This window comes from Paenibacillus sp. FSL H7-0943 (assembly GCF_037963265.1).
Taxonomy (GTDB): Bacteria; Bacillota; Bacilli; order Paenibacillales; family Paenibacillaceae; genus Paenibacillus_AQ; species Paenibacillus_AQ odorifer.
In genome coordinates, this window is sequence record NZ_CP150148.1 from 1,844,022 (window position 1) to 1,860,837 (window position 16,816).

The following is a 16,816-nucleotide window of genomic DNA, read 5'->3' on the forward strand; positions in this document are numbered from 1 at the left end:
TTGACGTAATACATGGGGAGATACTATTCGTGATGATAGCGCAATCATAATAACTGGCGGATACAACTGGAGGGAATTACTCAAATGATAAATGTTATGATTGCGGACGACGAGGAAGTCATTCGCAGGGGGCTCGAAAAAATCACATCCAGAATGGAAATAGACGTACATGTAATTGGATCTTACGGCAACGGGTTGGAAGCCTGGGAACATTTAGAAAAGTTATCCCGGGAGGATATAGATCTGCTTATTACAGATATCAAAATGCCTAGAATGGATGGTTTTAAGCTGATTGAACAGGCTAGAGACCATATGGAGGATATCCCTATTGCTGTCCTTAGCGGTTTTAGTGAATTTGAATATGCCCGTCGAGCGATCCGTCATGGGGTGATGGATTATTTGCTTAAACCGATTGATAAGACTCAGCTATATGAACTGCTTAAGAGAGTAGAGGATGTAAAGAAAAAGACCGTGACGGAGCATGAGGAGATTTTCTCACAAGCTGCGGATGGTGGAGAACATTATGTAGTTGAGCAGACAAAAAGTATTCTGGAGAGAGAGTATGATCAGAACTTCGAGCTTGAACGTCTAGCGGAGATGGTGGGCATGAATGCGAGTTATCTCAGCCGTTTGTTCAAATTAAAGACGGGGCAGACGATCACAGACTATCTGATTCGGATTAGAATTTCTAAAGCAAAGGAACTGCTAATGGAGCATCCTGACCTGAAAAATTATGAAATTGCCGAGAAGGTGGGTTATAGCGATCCGGTATATTTTAATAAATTGTTCAAGAAAATGTGTGGTATGACACCTAAGGATTATAAAAGCGGCTGTAAATTCCCGAAAATTGAACGTGAGTTTTAGGCATATATAGGAAGTTATTTATTAGGAGGGCGAAAAGCTCTCTTTTTTTGTGGATGTTTTTATAAATTAGATAACAAAATTATTATAAGTAAAACAAAAATAACAAATACAAGACCAGAAAAAGCAATTGAAACCATCGTTTTGCGTCGAAAATAGATTTATAATGGGTTTGTAAGCGATATCATCACTTGTTTTCAAGAGTAATTCAGATAATCCGGTATTAATGGCTACTCTTTCAAGTTATGAGTGATGATAAAAGTTATTATTTTTGTTATTTACCTAAAACTAGAGTTGAATTGAAGAGAGGGGTCGTAACAGCATGAAAAAAGGCAAAACAATGATGGGCTTGATGGCACTAACACTTGTGGCGGGATTGTTTAGCGGTTGTTCCTCAAACAACAACACTAACAATGAAGCTGCTAAAAACACAGGAAACAATGGTTCTTCAGCAGAGGCAACTGCTCCAGCTGATGGTACAGCAGCTAAGGATATCAAAGGGGATATCACAGTCATAACGCAAAGAACAGATATTGTTGATACCGTATTCAAAGAGTATGCGGCTAAATTTAATGAGAAATATCCTGATGTAAAGGTGAACTTTGAAGCGCTCGCTACTTACGAAGATCAAATTAAAATTCGTATGAGCACTAGTGATTATGGCGACGTTCTTTTGTTACCTACTAGCATAGCTGTAAAAGATATTCCTGATTTCTTCGAACCCCTTGGCAAGCTTGAAGAAATGAGCAAACAATACACAGGGCTGGAAGAACGTGCAGTAGACGGAGTTGCCTATGGTATTCCGATGACTATCAACTTTAACGGGATTATCTATAACAAACAAGTCTTCAAAGATGCCGGAATTACAGAGGTTCCCAAAACCCCTGAACAATTCTTGACTGCTCTGCAGACTATTAAAGACAAAACACAAGCTGTTCCTCTTTACACAAATTACGCAGCAGGCTGGACATTGACACAATGGGAAGCGGATCTGGCTACAGTAGCTGGTGACCGTGATTATGTGAACATTGCTCAAGTGGCTAGCGACGACAACTATGTAGCGGGTCAACCACACTATGAATTGTACAAAATTTTGTACGATGCAGCACAAAAAGGTTTGATTGAAGAAGATCCAACTACAACAGACTGGGAATCTTCCAAAGCTGATCTGGCCAACGGAAAAATTGGGACTATGGTGCTTGGATCTTGGGCAATTGGCCAAATCAAAGGCCTGGCTACAAATCCAGACGATGTTGGATTTATGCCTTTCCCAACCAATGCGGATAAAATCCTTGTGCCGCTTGCTGGGGACTACAATCTGGGTGTCAGCGTGCACAGTAAAAACAAAGAAGCTGCTAGAGCTTGGGTGGATTGGTTCATCAACGAATCTAACTACCCTACAACTGAAGGCGGCGGTATGAGCCCGGCTATCGGTGCAGAGCTTCCAGAAATCCTGAAACAATATGAAGGTACAGATGTAACCTTTGATACTCTTGCTCCTGCTAAAGCTGGCGAAGAAGGCTGGTCTGATGAAATCGACAAACAAGCTGAAATCGGTGCTTGGCAGCCAGACTTCAAGAAACGGATTATTGAAGCAGCGATTGGCAACAGAAAAGAATCCTATGATGACATCATGAAAGACCTGAACGACAAGTGGAAAGCCGCTCGCGCTAAAGTCACAGCACAGTAACAACTATAAGCTTCTTAGATGCTATAGGTGGTTAGGCGGTAGTGAATGTGGGAGGGGATATGCTAACAAGCATTTCCCCCTTCACATTTAAACGAGTCATAAATAATTGAGGATGCTTTTTCTGGAGGTGTATCGGGTGTTTAAGTTTTCAAATTTGAGCTATAAAAATCAAAGAATCGCTATCATCATCTTATTCTCATTAGTGCCGATATTGTTGCTGCTCACATTCGCTTATTATCCAGTCATCAGTATGTTTCGGTACAGCTTCACCAGTTGGAATGGATTGAGCAAAAATATGGAATATGTCGGTTTAGAAAACTACAAGACCATTTTTACGAAACCTGAGTATTTTTCTGTGTTTAAGGTCAGCTTGTATTATTTCTTTACCACCTTTATTCAGATGGCACTTGCCTTGTATTTTGCAACCATCTTGAGCTTTAGTGTTCGCATGAAAAACTTGTTTAAAGGGATTTTGTTCTTCCCAACCTTGCTAAACGGTGTAGCAATCGGTTTTATCTTCCTGTTCTTTTTCAAACCAGATGGAACGTTAGATACGATTCTTAATCTGATTGGGCTTGGCAGTCTGCAGCAGAAATGGCTTCTGAATCCTAACTTGATCAACTTCTCGCTCGCAGGTGCGTCACTGTGGAGATACATGGGAATGAACTTCCTGATTTTCCTCGGAGCTATTTCTTCTATTGGTAAGGATATCTATGAGGCCGCTGAAATTGACGGTGCAAACAGATGGCATCAGTTTATGCATATTATTTTGCCAAGCATTAAACGTATTCTGCAATTGAACTTGATTCTTGCGGTTAGTGGCGCCATTGGGGTATTCGAAATTCCATACGTCATGACAGGCGGATCTAACGGAAGTAGTACATTCGTAATTCAGACGGTCGATGTAGCTTTCAAATACAGCAAGGTTGGTTTGGCATCGGCGATGGCCGTGGTATTGCTGGGTATTGTTATCATAGTTACTATTTTGCAGCGCGTACTGATCAAGGAGGAGAAATAAACTATGCATTCTGTAAAATATACCACTGCTAGTATATTCAAATATCTCACCTTGATTTTGGGAGCACTTGTAGCTTTGATACCTATCGTGGTCGTGTTTTTCGCTTCATTAAAAACCGGAGCCGAATATGCTTCTACCGGACCGTTAACGCTGCCAGAGAATTGGTTGAATTTCTCCAACTACACTAAGGCTTTTGTAGACGGAAAAATGCTGCTCGGTTTTAAAAATACTGTCATTATCGTTGTGATTTCTATTGCGGGTGCTACGTTGACGGGTTCGATGATGGCTTATATTTTATCGCGCTTCAAATTTAAAGGCAGTAAGATCCTAATTAGTATGTTCCTGATTGCTACCCTGATTCCAGGCGTAACTACACAAGTAGCTACTTTCCAAATCATCAATCACTTAGGATTATTTAATACCAGATGGGCACCAATTGTTATGTACTTGGGCACGGATATTATCGCTGTTTATATCTTCATGCAGTTTTTGGATTCGATCTCCGAGTCACTGGATGAATCCGCGATGCTGGACGGAGCTTCTTATTGGACGATTTATTGGAGAATTATTTTGCCACTGTTGAAGCCGGCGATTGTAACTGTAGTGATCGTGAAGGGTGTTAATATTTATAACGATTTTTACACCCCTTTCCTTTATATGCCGAAAACAGATCTGCAAACGATCTCCACAGCACTCTTTAAGTTTAAAGGTCCATATGGATCGCAGTGGGAAGTAATATGTGCGGCGATTATGATCGCAATTATACCGACATTGGTTGTGTTTACCGCCTTGCAAAAATATATCTACAATGGTTTTTCACAAGGTTCTGTAAAGTGAGCTCGACAGTAAATTTAATAACAGTACTAGATAAAATAGCATACTGAAAAGTTGCATACATTTGGAGGGAAAACTAATGAGTGAAGTAAAATTGGTTGGAGCAAGTGCAATTAACATCCCGAACATGCCTTGGCAAGAAAAGCCTGCTGGCTACGAAAATCCGATTTGGAGACATAATGATAACCCGGTTATCAAAAGAAATCCTGCAAAAGGTGTAGCCCGTATTTTCAATAGTGCGGTTGCTGCGTATGAAGGTAGTTTTATTGGTGTATTTCGTGTAGAAGATAACACTACTCGTCCGCATCTGCGTATGGGACATAGTGTGGATGGTTTGGATTGGAAAATCGATGATGAGCCGATCCGATTTATAGATGAAGAAGGTAATCCTTATCAGCCGCGTTATGCTTACGATCCACGTCTGGTGAAGGTTGAAGATACATTTTATATTATCTGGTGTACAGATTTCTACGGAGCAGCTATTGGGGTAGCAAAAACACAAGATTTCAAAACATTTATCAGCTTGGAAAACCCATTCCTGCCATTCAACCGGAACGGCGTACTGTTCCCTAGAAAAATCAACAACAACTTCGTGATGTTGTCCCGTCCAAGTGACAGTGGCCATACGCCATTTGGTGATGTATTCCTTAGTGAGAGCCCTGACTTCGTATATTGGGGAAAACACCGCCATGTAATGACCAAGGGTGGTCAAGGCTGGTGGCAAAGTGTCAAAATTGGTGGCGGACCAGCGCCGATTGAAACTACTGAAGGCTGGTTGATGTTCTACCATGGCGTAACTGGAACGTGCAATGGTCTTGTGTATAGTATGGGAGCGGTTATTTTGGACATCAATGAGCCCTCGAAAGTAAAATATCGCTCGAAGAACTTTGTATTAACACCAGAAGAATGGTACGAGGAAAGAGGTTTTGTGAATAACGTCCTATTCCCATGTGCTACTCTGCATGATGCAGAAACCGGCCGTATCGCCATCTATTATGGCGCGGCTGATACTTATGTAGGCGTTGCTTATACAACGGTTGATGAAATCGTCAACTATGTCATCGAAACCCATGAAGAGGTTGGCGATGATGCAGGTTTAGGCAAAATCTAATTGGACTTAATAACCTATATTTTCAGTGGGTTTGCTAGAGTTCCGGAGAATTGCGTAGCGTAGAGTTCGAAAGAAGTGTGTTGGTTTTGGTGTGTTGAATGTTGTTGGGTGTGCTCAGTGCGGAGGTTGCCTTGTGCGACCTCCGTGTTCTGTTGCAGAATGTACAACAGAACAACACATTATCGCCTGTAATAGATAAGTAGCGGGTGAGGGGGGAATTCGGCTCTGTTGGCGATTCTGATCACTCTGTTGTTTAGTCACTCTGTGGCTTGGTCACTCTATGGCTCTGACGTAAATAGTTGCACTTTGTGCACTTAAACTAACATTTCTTTGGTTACTAGGCGATATAGTTGCACTTCGTGCAACTATATCAGCGAAGTAACCACCAAAAGCTCCTTTTGCCGTTTTTTAGTTGTACAAAGTGCAACTAAGATTAGAAACAAATATATTTCAGCTGTAATAGCTGCACAAAGTGCAACTCTATGGCCCTGACGTAAATAGTTGCACTATGTGCACTTAAACTAACTATACCTAAGGTGCTAAGCGATATAGTTGCACTTCGTGCAACTATATCAGCCAAGTAACCACCAAAAGCTCCTTTTGCTGTTTTTTAGTTGTACAAAGTGCAACTAAGAGGAAAACACACATATTCAGCTGAAATATAGCTGCACAAAGTACAACTATCCAGCCAGAAGCTGTTACTGTGCCGATTATAAAGAAGTTAATAGGCGAGATGGAAATGTGGGTGTTGTGAAGGCAACAGGAAGGTAGCGGATAAGTGGAATGTGAGTGGTTGTAGAGGTAATAAGAAGGTAGTAGGTACGTGGAGTGTGATTAGTTGTGAAGGCAATAAGAAGATAGCGGATAAGTGGAATGTGAGTGGTTGTAGAGGTAATAAGAAGGTAGTAGGTACGTGGAATATGATTAGTTGTGGAGGTAATAGGCAAGCAGCGAGTGAGTGGTGAATGTGGCTCAGTTGGCGACCTCAGTCAGTCTGTTGCTAAGTTACTCTATGGCTCTGACGTAAATAGTTGCACTCTGTGCACTTAAACTAACATTTCTTTGTTTACTAAGCGATATAATTGCACTTCGTGCAACTATATAAGCCAAGTAACCACCAAAAGCTCCTTTTACCGTTTTTTAGTTGTACAAAGTGCAACTAGGAGGGAAAACACACATATTCAACTGTAATAGCTGCACAAAGTGCAACTATCCAGCCTCGGAGCTGCGACTAAACTATCCAGTCGCAGAAAACGCAACTATTGCATCCCACTCCATCGCAACTTTTCCATCCCAACTATCCCATCCCACTATCCCATCGCAACTATCCATACATCAACGGAAAACCCATATTGGGTTTTCCGTTTCTATCTAGCATAGTAACTCTAACGTTGCTTCGCGGTTACGAACAGCAAGCGAACAATTTCGTTACATAACTTAAGGAGGAATAATATTTTGGGAAGCGACATGAATTTGTCACAGTTAAAGGAATATAACGGAAGTAGTCCAAAACCGGATGATTTCGAGCAGTTTTGGGAGCGGGCATTGCGTGATCTGGATGCACAGCCGCTGGATTATGAACTGGAACCAGCGGAGTTTGTCAGTGAACTTGCGGAATGTTTTCATTTGTATTTTACCGGAGTTGGCGGTGCAAGAATCCATTGCAAATATGTAAGACCGAAGAACAGCGTACATAAAAAAGGTCCCGGTGTAGTGATGTTCCATGGATACTCCTGTGACAGCGGGGATTGGATGGAGAAGGTGGCTTATGCTGCTCACGGGATTAGCGTCCTGGCGATGGATTGTCGCGGCCAGGGTGGCCTCTCCGAAGATAACCTTACTGTAAAAGGGACTACGATACGCGGACATATCATTCGAGGGATGGATGATCCTAATCCTGATAACCTTTATTATCGCAATGTGTTTTTGGATACGGCACAGACTGCCCGAGTTCTGATGTCTATGGATGAAGTTGATCCTGAACGTGTAGGTGCCTTTGGACTATCTCAAGGTGGAGCGCTGACTGTGGCTTGTGCAGCATTAGAGCCTCGCATAAAAATAGCCCTGCCTGTATATCCCTTCCTTTCAGATTATAAACGTGCTTGGGAGCTGGATATTACCACTTCAGCTTATGAGGAGATCAACTATTATTTCCGGTTTTTTGATCCCTATCATTTGCGTGAGGATGAGATTTTTAATAGGCTCGGTTATATCGATATTCAGAATCTTGCCGAAAGAATACAGGCCAAAGTACTGTGGGTTACCGGGTTATCCGATACGATTTGTCCACCTTCAACTCAATTCGCCGCATACAATAAAATACTAGCGTCCAAAGAGCTTATGGTTTATTATGAGTACGGTCATGAGTATTTACCATATCTTGCCGATCGGGCGTTGGAATTGTTCATGACCTTGTAAGAGATAAGCCAGCAGGCATAACTGAAGACAACGGTGGTGAACAATTGATGAAGTCGCAAGTGAAAAAAGAAAAGGCGCATTTCCAGCTGCACCCTGCCAAATCGATTGGGGTGCGGCTTTTTCTCATCTTCTTCATCTCAACAATGGTGCTCGTTCTCTCACTTGGCTACATTTCCTATTCCGTAGCTAAGCAAACGATCGAGAATAACGCGCTGTCAGCCAATCAACAGACAGTCGTCCAAGCTGCAGAGAAGTTTGATGTTGAATTATTGCGTTATGAGGATGGCCTAGGAAGAATTCTTTACAACAATGAGATTCAGGATGCACTCAAACAAGGGAATAATCCCACTACAAGTAATGAGGAACGTAATTTGCAGTCCAACCAGATTAGCGCCGAGCTAAATGCCTGGCTGACCGCATCAAAGGGGGTAGAAGCTGTATACCTCATCCCGATGAATCAGGAAGTCCCTACTTCGTCAGCGGGATCAAAAGACAGCGCTTTTATCAAAGAATTCAGAGAGTCCTCATGGTTCAAGCAGCTTGAGGAGCAACCACAAACATTGTGGATTCCCCGAACAGAACAGGGGCAAGCCGGAAATACTTCGGGTATGTTTCATTTGGCACAATCGATAGCTGGGGATACACAAAGCCCGGGATACATAATTATCTGTGATATTAGAATTAGTGAATTAGAAAATCAGCTTCGTAAAGTTGATCTCGGACCCAGCTCTTACATGCAATTGCTGACGGATAGGGATGAATTGATCGCATCGTCCCAGCAAGTGGGAACAGATACTTATCTCAGTCTGGGAGGGACTCTTCTTCATGGTTTGGAGCATGAGGCTGGGTCATTGCCAACGAAGGATGAGAAAGGAAAATCCATTCTGGCTGTGTACGGGACGATGGAAAGCTCCAGCTGGAGATTGCTTGGTGTTGTTCCGGCTGAGAATCTTACGAAAGACGCACTTCGTATTCTAAAAACTACATATATTATTGTTGCGGTGGCTGCTATTGTCGCCATTCTAATTGGTTACTGGATGTACAGAATGGTATCTAAGCCCTTGACCCGACTTAAGGATCTAATGTCTCAAGGGGCAGATGGAAATCTTGGAGTACGTACGAATATTACCTCACGAGATGAAATTGGTCAGTTATCGGGTTCCTTTAATAGGATGATGGAACGGATCACAGAACTGGTAATCCATACTAATGAAACCGCGAGGAAGGTAATGGAAACTGCCGATGAACTTAGTAGAGTATCGCGTAAGACAGCGATGGCAGCCAAAGAGATTGCCGCAGCAACAGAAGAAATTGCCGGAGGTTCAGGCAGCCTAGCTTTGGAGGCGGACCAGGGTAACGAGCTTACGGGGCAAATTTCGGTGCAAATGAACAAAGTGAACTCAGCTACGCATGAGATGGATCATACCGCACATAGTATCGGCGTGCTTAGTGAAGAAGGTTTTAATGAGTTAAAAGAGCTGCTTGGTAAAACCAATAAGACGGGTGACATGACGAATAAGCTCGTGTTGAAAGTGAATGAGCTGCAAGACACCACATCATCAGTGATGAAGGTGCTTGATGTTATGCAGAATATTACACAGCAGACGAATATTTTGTCTCTAAATGCAACGATAGAAGCGGCAAGGGCAGGGGAGTCCGGCCGGGGATTTATGGTAGTGGCCGATGAAATACGCCAGCTTGCAGATCAGTCCAAAGAATCCATTGCTGTGGTGGCTAATATAACTGACACTATTATGAAGGATATGAACGAGACCGTAGGTGTTCTCTCGGAAGTAGCCCCTCTTTTTAATCAGCAGGTGACTTCAGTGGAGAGCACTAGCGATATCTTCGTATCTGTACAGGATCAGATGCGTCATTTTATTACACGCTTGGAATCTGTTGCTTTATCGATGGATAGCTTGAGCCAATCCCAGAAGGTGCTGTCAAATTCGATGGGCAATATCAGCTCCATTGCAGAAGAATCATCAGCAGCTTCTCAAGAAGTGGCTTCGCTTAGTGGGGAGCAACAAAGTGTGAGTGATCATTTAGTGGAGCTGTCTGAGCAGCTTGAGCATGCGTCCCGGCAGTTGCAAGAAAAACTGTCCAAGTTTAATTTGTAACTTTGCATAACCTAAGTAAATATTTTTAACTACAAAGACCAGTCTCCCATTATTTGGGACTGGTCTTTGTGCTATTCAAAAGGCTATAAATTAGCTAACTAAGCATGAGTGTAAATAATCCAGCGGGTGGGACATAATAAAGGCTATGAACGTCAGTCAGGAGGAATGGGATTGCACAATAATGTCCACAGACGTATACTCGGCGGACTGATTATTTTATGTTCAGTAGTAGCCTTGTTGGTCCTTAGGCTGGCGTGGATTCAACTGTTTATGAAGGAACAGACGGTCCCTGGAACGAAATATACACTTGCAAAAATGGCAGAAATTCAAAGCGAACGGGAGACTGTATTGGACACTGGGCGGGGGCGTCTGTATGACCGAAAGAGTGAACCCCTTGCCGGGGAAACCATTTGGACGGCTGCGTTTTTTCCTCAAGAGGCGAAGGCTAGGAATACCGTGACGCAGGTCGTATACGAAGAAGCTGAGTCCATGCACCGGTTGGCAGCTATCCTTGGAGTGAGTTATGAGCAATTGCTAAACAAGCGCTCTTCCCTTAAAGAACCATTGCTTTGGCCATCCTCAGTGGGAAAAGGACCGCTCGCACTTACATCCGCACAAGCAGAAGAAGTGAGTGCATTGGGGATCGACGGCGTAGGCGTGCTTCCTTTTGCTCGCAGATATGATGGGAAAGCAACTGGTCGGCAGTGGCTTGGATATTTATCGGAAGCGATCCCAAACACTGGTGGGAAGGCTTCCCCATCGGGGCTGAGAATTCCGATGACAGGAACGGACGGGTTAGAAAAGACCCTGGAGCCGTTGCTTCGAGGTGTAGGGCATACTGAGGCATACGCTCAGGTTGATGCGCGCGGGCAACGTGTCCCGGGCAGTCCCATTCAAGTACGAGCCCCGGGCAATCCGTATTATCCGCTGTCTTTATATACAACGATTGATAAAAAGCTTCAGGAACAAATAGAGGAGTTAGCTGTTAAAGCTGGAATGAAGGAAGGAGCCGTGGTGGTGTTAGACACCGGAACGGGAGATATTGAAGCCATGGTATCTTTACCTTTTTACGACCCAGAGAAGATATCCCCTGAAGGGGGAGAGTGGAATAACCGGGCGTTGCAGGCTGCCGTACCTGGATCAATTTTCAAAATCGTCACAGCAGCAGCAGCACTAGAAGCGGGGGTCACCTCAGCGGATGAGCTCTTCTATTGTTCAGGGCAATATGAGAAATATGGATTGTCTTGTCTAAAAGGAAAAGGACACGGTCCCCTCACGCTGGCGCAAGGGTTCGCCGTGTCCTGTAATACTGTATTTGCTGCGCTGGCAGAACGTTTGAGTGGGGCGCAGCTTCAAGCGACAGCACTCGCGCTGGGGCTTGGAAGAGATATTAGCTGGCAAGCGGAGAATACGCTTGGTTTTCCAGTTCTTAAGCCACTGTCCGGTGAGCAGAAGGGGACGATCTTTACTTCTTTGCTGCCGGATGATCCAGGCGCCAGAGTGCAGACGGCCATTGGGCAGCGAGATGTGCAAGTGACCCCACTTCAGGCAGCGAACCTGGTGGTGACGTTACTGCATGGCGGGGAAGTGAGAGCGCCAAGAATTCTCCAGCGTGTAACCTTTGCAAATGGGCAAAAGCTAGAGGATCTGCCGGGTCATCTTTCCCCTTCAACTGCCGGGAGGATCTCAGAATCTACAGCCCGCCAGCTGCTGTCCTGGATGCGTAAAGTAGTTACGGATGGAACCGGCACAAGTCTGCAGAGCACGAAATGGCCGGTTGCCGGGAAATCAGGTACGGCACAAACCCTTGTTAAGGGTATGCCGCGTAACAATCAATGGTTTATCGGCTACGGGCCGCTGGATCATCCCAGATATGCTGTGTCGGTAGCGGTGGAGAACGTCGCTCCGGACAGCTCACATCTAGCCGTTAAGCTGTTCGGTCAGATATTGGATTTATTATCATCGGTTCCCTCTGGAGCTTGAGGTTCAGGTGGTGGCGCAGAGCTGGTCTGATTGGAAGCTGGAGCGTTAGCTGCAAAGGGCGAAACGATAAATTCCTCTTGCGGGAGATAGATCCAGCTCTGAAGATACCCTTGTTGAATCAGTTCTTTTATCAGAATAAGCAGAATCGGCGACAGAATCAGACCAGCCATACCGAAAGCAGATGTGGACAGAATGACGAACGACAGCATAAGGAAGGCTGAGGATACGCCAATCGAATTCCCGGTAATCTTCGGCTCAAGCAGCTGCCTAACAATTAGTACAATGGCAAGGAGGATAATTAATCCAATAGCCAGTGATGTATTGCCCACGATGAACAAATAGATGATCCAAGGGACTAAAATTGTCGTCACGCCAAGAAGCGGCAAAACATCAAATACCGCGCAGACTAATGCCATTGTGATTTCGTTGCCGGTTCGCAGAATAAATAAGCCGACTAGAACTATGGCAAATGTAATGCTGATCAGAATAAGTTGTGCTTTTAAATAGGAACCGATAGCTTTAAAAACATTGCCTTGCAAAAAGGCGAAGGCGTTCTTAAAGGTTTTTGGCATTTTGTCATGCGCGATTTTACGCCAATCTTTGATTTCCATGCTAAGAAAAAATGCCAAAATAATGGCTATCCCGAAATTGGCCATGAAGGTGGAGAAGGAGCCTAGAATACCGGCCATGTATTTTAGAAAAGTAATCAGCCATCCTGTTAGAACATCCGTGGCATCTTTAAAGTACCCGTTGACCTTGTTCGTAATATCGGGTGGCAAGTTATCTATTTTTTGCTGCAGGTAGGTCGTGGTCTCCACAAAATGCTGCTGCACCACATATGTATATTTAGGGAGGTTCTCTTGGAAGTGAAGGGCCTGGATCGTAATCAGTAGACCGGCACCAAATAATGTACCTAACAGCACAATCAGAAAGAGCAACACTGAAATGGCGGAGGCAAAAGGTTTACCAAGACCACGGCGGTTCAAGAAGCGGGCCAAGGGTTCGATAAGCAAAAATACAAAAAAAGACAGGAATACAGGTGCAGCTAACTGATACAGCTTACTAAAGGAGAACATAATTAGATAAACCGTGAGGACAATTAATCCGATGTCAAAAAATGTGCGCCAATATTTTTTGTATAACGGCAGCATAGATATAAACAACTCCCTTTTTTTATAAGTGGATACGCCAGGTTGATTACATTGTACATGATTTTACTTTAAAAGCGTCTATTTCTTTGATACATGTGTTAAAATAGGGGGTAACGTTTTTTTATTCTACTTCACTTGGCCGTTTCACGGGTTCTGCTTGCAGACATTAGGCGAGCCAAAGTCAACTCTGGAAAAGCGGGGAATTAATATGCAGACTTTGCTGCTCTGGTTATTTTACATCTCATCATTTTATGCTTTTATCCCTGGTATGATCAGCCGGATTTTTGGTTACCGTGTCTTTCGTAAAGGAACTGGGCGAAATGAATTCGCACTGACCTTCGATGATGGACCTGATCCTCGATTTACACCATTACTGCTGGAATTACTGAAGAGGTATGATGCAAAAGCAACCTTTTTTGTAGTCGGCTCTAATGCTGAACGTTATCCTGATCTTATTCAGCGTATCCATGATGAGGGACATCTCATCGGAATTCATAATTATGTTCACAAGACGAACTGGCTCATGCGGCCAGCAACCGTCCGCCGGCAGATTCAACGTACGAATGATATTATCTATAATATTATTGGCGAACGCAGTACGTATTACCGTCCACCTTGGGGTATTGTCAATTTATTTGATATTTCCAAACGACGCCAAGTTGAAATTGTGCTTTGGTCGGCAATGTTTGGCGATTGGCGTGAGAAGCTCGGCGCCGAAAAACTCACTGAGAAGATGCTGGCCCGTCTAAATCCTGGGGAAGTGATGTTGTTGCATGATAGCGGCACAACGCTGGGTGCAGATGCGGATGCTCCAGGGAATATGCTTGTGGCTCTTGAGCAGACTCTGGAGGAAGCCCGTAAACGGGGACTACGCAGCATTCGGATTGATGAGATGATTAAGATGGCTGAGACGTCACCTATCCGGCGCTTATCTTTTGGTAAACGGGTGCTTGTAGGACTTTGGTTAGCTTGGGAACAGGTATTTCAAGCTCTTTTTCATCTCCAAACGATTACTCCGTCAGATCCTTTCCTGCATTATCGGATGCGGAAATATCAGGGCGAACCGGTTGAACTCGAGGGTGGAGAGCTGCTGCGTAAAGGCGACAAAGTCATTGAGCTGCACATCGATAATAAACAGTTGTTCGAATTAGGAATTCATTCACGTTCTTCCGCTCAACTAGCGATTCGAATGATCCGCAGAATGGAAAAGGATCTGCCCATTCTTGCTGAGATCATTGCCAAAGATGTGGATCTTGCAGAAGCCAAAGCGCTTTACGGAGTCAGCATGATTAACCGGGGACCGGAGAAATTCGGCTTTACCGTACGTGATTTGCCAGATGGCTTATTCGCACGTTCCTCCAAATTTTACTTAAGAATCCTGTTAAGTGTGATTCATCCAGCAGGTGGGGCAAGGCTTAAAGAACGGAGCGAGGTCCTTGTGCCGAAGCTTATCCTGATGCCTGTTTCAGAGCTGCTCAAAAAGATGAATCAACAGCTGCCTCATCATCCGAAAACTGCAAAAAAACGCAAATCGCAACAGGAAGAATCGTTGTCACTTAATGATTCGGTTGCGGATGTAGAAATGCCAGGTGCGACAGTAACCAATTGATTCATGATCTTATTGATAAATATTTTACAGTGGACATGTAAAGAGATGTTCTACAATCCAGCGATGGGTTGTGGAACATTTTTTTATTGGGATAATTAAAAAAAGAGCAGCCCGCCAGTAGAAATACTAAGGTGGGACTGCTCTTGCTTGTTTTAATATTCTTTTTTGCTAAAGGGATTAGATCTTCAGCACTGCGCCGTTACTTGCATTGGTTACCATTTTGGAGTAACGAGCCAGGTAACCAGTTTTAACTTTAGGTTCGAATTCTTTCCAACCCGTACGACGAACTGCTAATACTTCTTCTTCAACCAGCAATTCAATCTTCCGGTTGTTGAGATCCAGCTCAATGATGTCTCCGTCCTCAACAAAAGCGATCGGACCGCCTTCAGCTGCTTCTGGAGAGATATGACCGATACTGATTCCGCGGGAAGCCCCCGAGAAACGACCGTCTGTAATCAGACCGACCTTAGCACCTAGCCCCATACCCACGATTTGTGAAGTAGGCGCCAGCATTTCCGGCATTCCTGGTCCGCCCTTAGGACCTTCATAGCGGATAACGACTACATGGCCTTCTTTAACTTTACCGTTCGCGATACCTTCCAGTGCAGCTTCTTGGGAATCAAAGCAGATCGCAGGACCTTTATGATATCCACCTACTGAAGCATCAACTGCACCAACCTTGATGATAGAACCCTCTGGAGCCAAGTTTCCGTAAAGTACGGCAAGACCGCCTCTTTCGGAGTAAGGGTTGTCGATAGTATGAATTACGGAAGTATCTTGGATCTCGTGTCCGATTACGTTCTCAGCTAATGTTTTGCCGGTAACGGTCATACATTCCCCGAACAGAGCACCTGGTTTCTTCAGCAGTTCATTCAATACAGCACTAACGCCGCCCGCACGGTCCACATCTTCGATAAAGATATCAGAAGCTGGAGCCAGCTTAGCCAGATAGGGAACACGGTTTGCAACTTCGTTAATGCGTTCAAGCGGATAATCGATACCTGCTTCTTGAGCTAATGCAAGGGTGTGCAGCACTGTGTTAGTAGAACCACCCATTGCCATATCCAGTGCAAATGCGTTATCAAGGGATTCTTTAGTTACGATATCTCTTGGTTTAAGATCCAGCTTAATCAATTCCATCAGTTGTGTTGCGGATTTGCGAACAAATTCTCTACGCTCATCAGCAACAGCCAGAATCGTACCGTTACCTGGCAATGCCAGTCCAAGTGCTTCTGCAAGGCAGTTCATGGAGTTGGCAGTGAACATTCCGGAACAAGATCCACAGGTTGGACAACCGAATTGTTCTAATTCAAGCAGCTCTGCATCGTTGATTTTGCCGACTTGGTGAGCACCAACGCCTTCAAATACCGAGGTCAGAGAGAGCTTATTACCTTTACTATCTACGCCGGCTTTCATTGGGCCGCCGCTTACGAACATGGTTGGGATGTTAACACGCAGTGCGCCCATCATCATGCCCGGTGTAATTTTATCACAGTTAGGGATGCAGACCATGCCATCGAACCAATGCGCGGAAACTACAGTTTCCAAGGCGTCAGCGATGATCTCGCGGCTTGGCAGTGAATAACGCATGCCGATATGTCCCATAGCAATCCCGTCATCTACGCCGATCGTATTGAATTCAAAAGGAACGCCACCAGCTTCGCGAATCGCTTCCTTAACGATTTTACCGAACTCTTGCAAATGCACATGCCCTGGAACAATATCAATATAGGAATTGCAGACCGCAATAAACGGCTTTCCGAAATCTTCTTCTTTTACTCCGGCTGCTCTCAGGAGACTACGGTGTGGAGCACGGTCAAAGCCTTTTTTAATCATGTCTGAACGCATTTTCTTGGCTGCCATAATGACATTCCCCCCTAAATGAATTTCAATCAAATATAGTGTCGCATTAACGCAATGAACTCCAAAGACCTGCGTATATACGGTTTATAGAAAGAACGGGGACCTGCTTCCTCAATAAGAAAAGCGATGCCGTTTCTATAAAAAAAGCCGCTGTTTTG

At 44.2% G+C, this 16,816-nt stretch carries 11 protein-coding genes; 9 read left to right on the forward strand and 2 right to left on the reverse strand.

Annotated features, from left to right (window positions below; all coding sequences use genetic code 11):
* Positions 1-84 precede the first annotated feature (84 nt).
* The 8 genes from NSQ55_RS07990 (at position 85) to NSQ55_RS08025 (ending at position 12,035) form a co-directional block, all read left to right on the forward strand.
* Positions 85-864 carry a response regulator gene (locus tag NSQ55_RS07990; protein ID WP_076126317.1) on the forward strand — a complete coding sequence of 260 codons (780 nt, stop codon included), beginning with the start codon at positions 85-87 and terminating at the stop codon, positions 862-864.
* A gap of 319 nt (positions 865-1,183) precedes the next feature.
* Positions 1,184-2,551, forward strand: a complete 1,368-nt coding sequence (locus tag NSQ55_RS07995; protein ID WP_076134055.1) for an extracellular solute-binding protein — start codon at positions 1,184-1,186, stop codon at positions 2,549-2,551.
* A gap of 136 nt (positions 2,552-2,687) precedes the next feature.
* Positions 2,688-3,569 (forward strand): sugar ABC transporter permease, encoded by an 882-nt coding sequence (locus NSQ55_RS08000; protein WP_036675555.1) that lies wholly within the window; start codon positions 2,688-2,690, stop codon positions 3,567-3,569.
* Positions 3,570-3,572: 3 nt separating this feature from the next.
* A complete protein-coding gene (locus tag NSQ55_RS08005; RefSeq protein WP_076126321.1) occupies positions 3,573-4,406 on the forward strand; it encodes a carbohydrate ABC transporter permease in 834 nt (277 codons plus the stop codon).
* 76 nt (positions 4,407-4,482) lie between these two features.
* Entirely contained in the window at positions 4,483-5,514 is a 1,032-nt protein-coding gene (locus NSQ55_RS08010) for a glycoside hydrolase family 130 protein (protein WP_076126323.1), read from the forward strand.
* Positions 5,515-6,969: 1,455 nt separating this feature from the next.
* A complete protein-coding gene (locus NSQ55_RS08015) occupies positions 6,970-7,932 on the forward strand; it encodes an alpha/beta fold hydrolase (protein WP_339172482.1) in 963 nt (320 codons plus the stop codon).
* A gap of 47 nt (positions 7,933-7,979) precedes the next feature.
* On the forward strand, positions 7,980-10,052 hold the full coding sequence (locus NSQ55_RS08020) for a methyl-accepting chemotaxis protein (protein WP_339172485.1): 2,073 nt from the start codon (positions 7,980-7,982) through the stop codon (positions 10,050-10,052).
* 165 nt (positions 10,053-10,217) lie between these two features.
* Complete coding sequence (locus tag NSQ55_RS08025) at positions 10,218-12,035, forward strand: penicillin-binding protein 2 (RefSeq protein WP_339172489.1); 1,818 nt, start codon at positions 10,218-10,220, stop codon at positions 12,033-12,035.
* On the opposite strand, the gene NSQ55_RS08030 is transcribed toward NSQ55_RS08025, so the two are convergent.
* Positions 11,993-13,186, reverse strand: coding sequence for an AI-2E family transporter (locus tag NSQ55_RS08030; RefSeq protein ID WP_339172492.1), 1,194 nt, complete (start codon positions 13,184-13,186; stop codon positions 11,993-11,995). The genes NSQ55_RS08025 and NSQ55_RS08030 overlap by 43 nt on opposite strands.
* 208 nt (positions 13,187-13,394) lie before the next feature.
* Here NSQ55_RS08030 and NSQ55_RS08035 point away from each other — a divergent pair, with 208 nt between their 5' ends.
* Positions 13,395-14,795, forward strand: a complete 1,401-nt coding sequence (locus tag NSQ55_RS08035) for a polysaccharide deacetylase family protein (protein WP_076192865.1) — start codon at positions 13,395-13,397, stop codon at positions 14,793-14,795.
* Positions 14,796-14,972: 177 nt separating this feature from the next.
* On the opposite strand, the gene ilvD is transcribed toward NSQ55_RS08035, so the two are convergent.
* The gene (ilvD, locus tag NSQ55_RS08040) at positions 14,973-16,658 is read right to left on the reverse strand and encodes a dihydroxy-acid dehydratase (RefSeq protein WP_339172495.1); all 1,686 of its coding nucleotides are present in this window, start codon (positions 16,656-16,658) and stop codon (positions 14,973-14,975) included.
* Positions 16,659-16,816 lie beyond the last annotated feature (158 nt).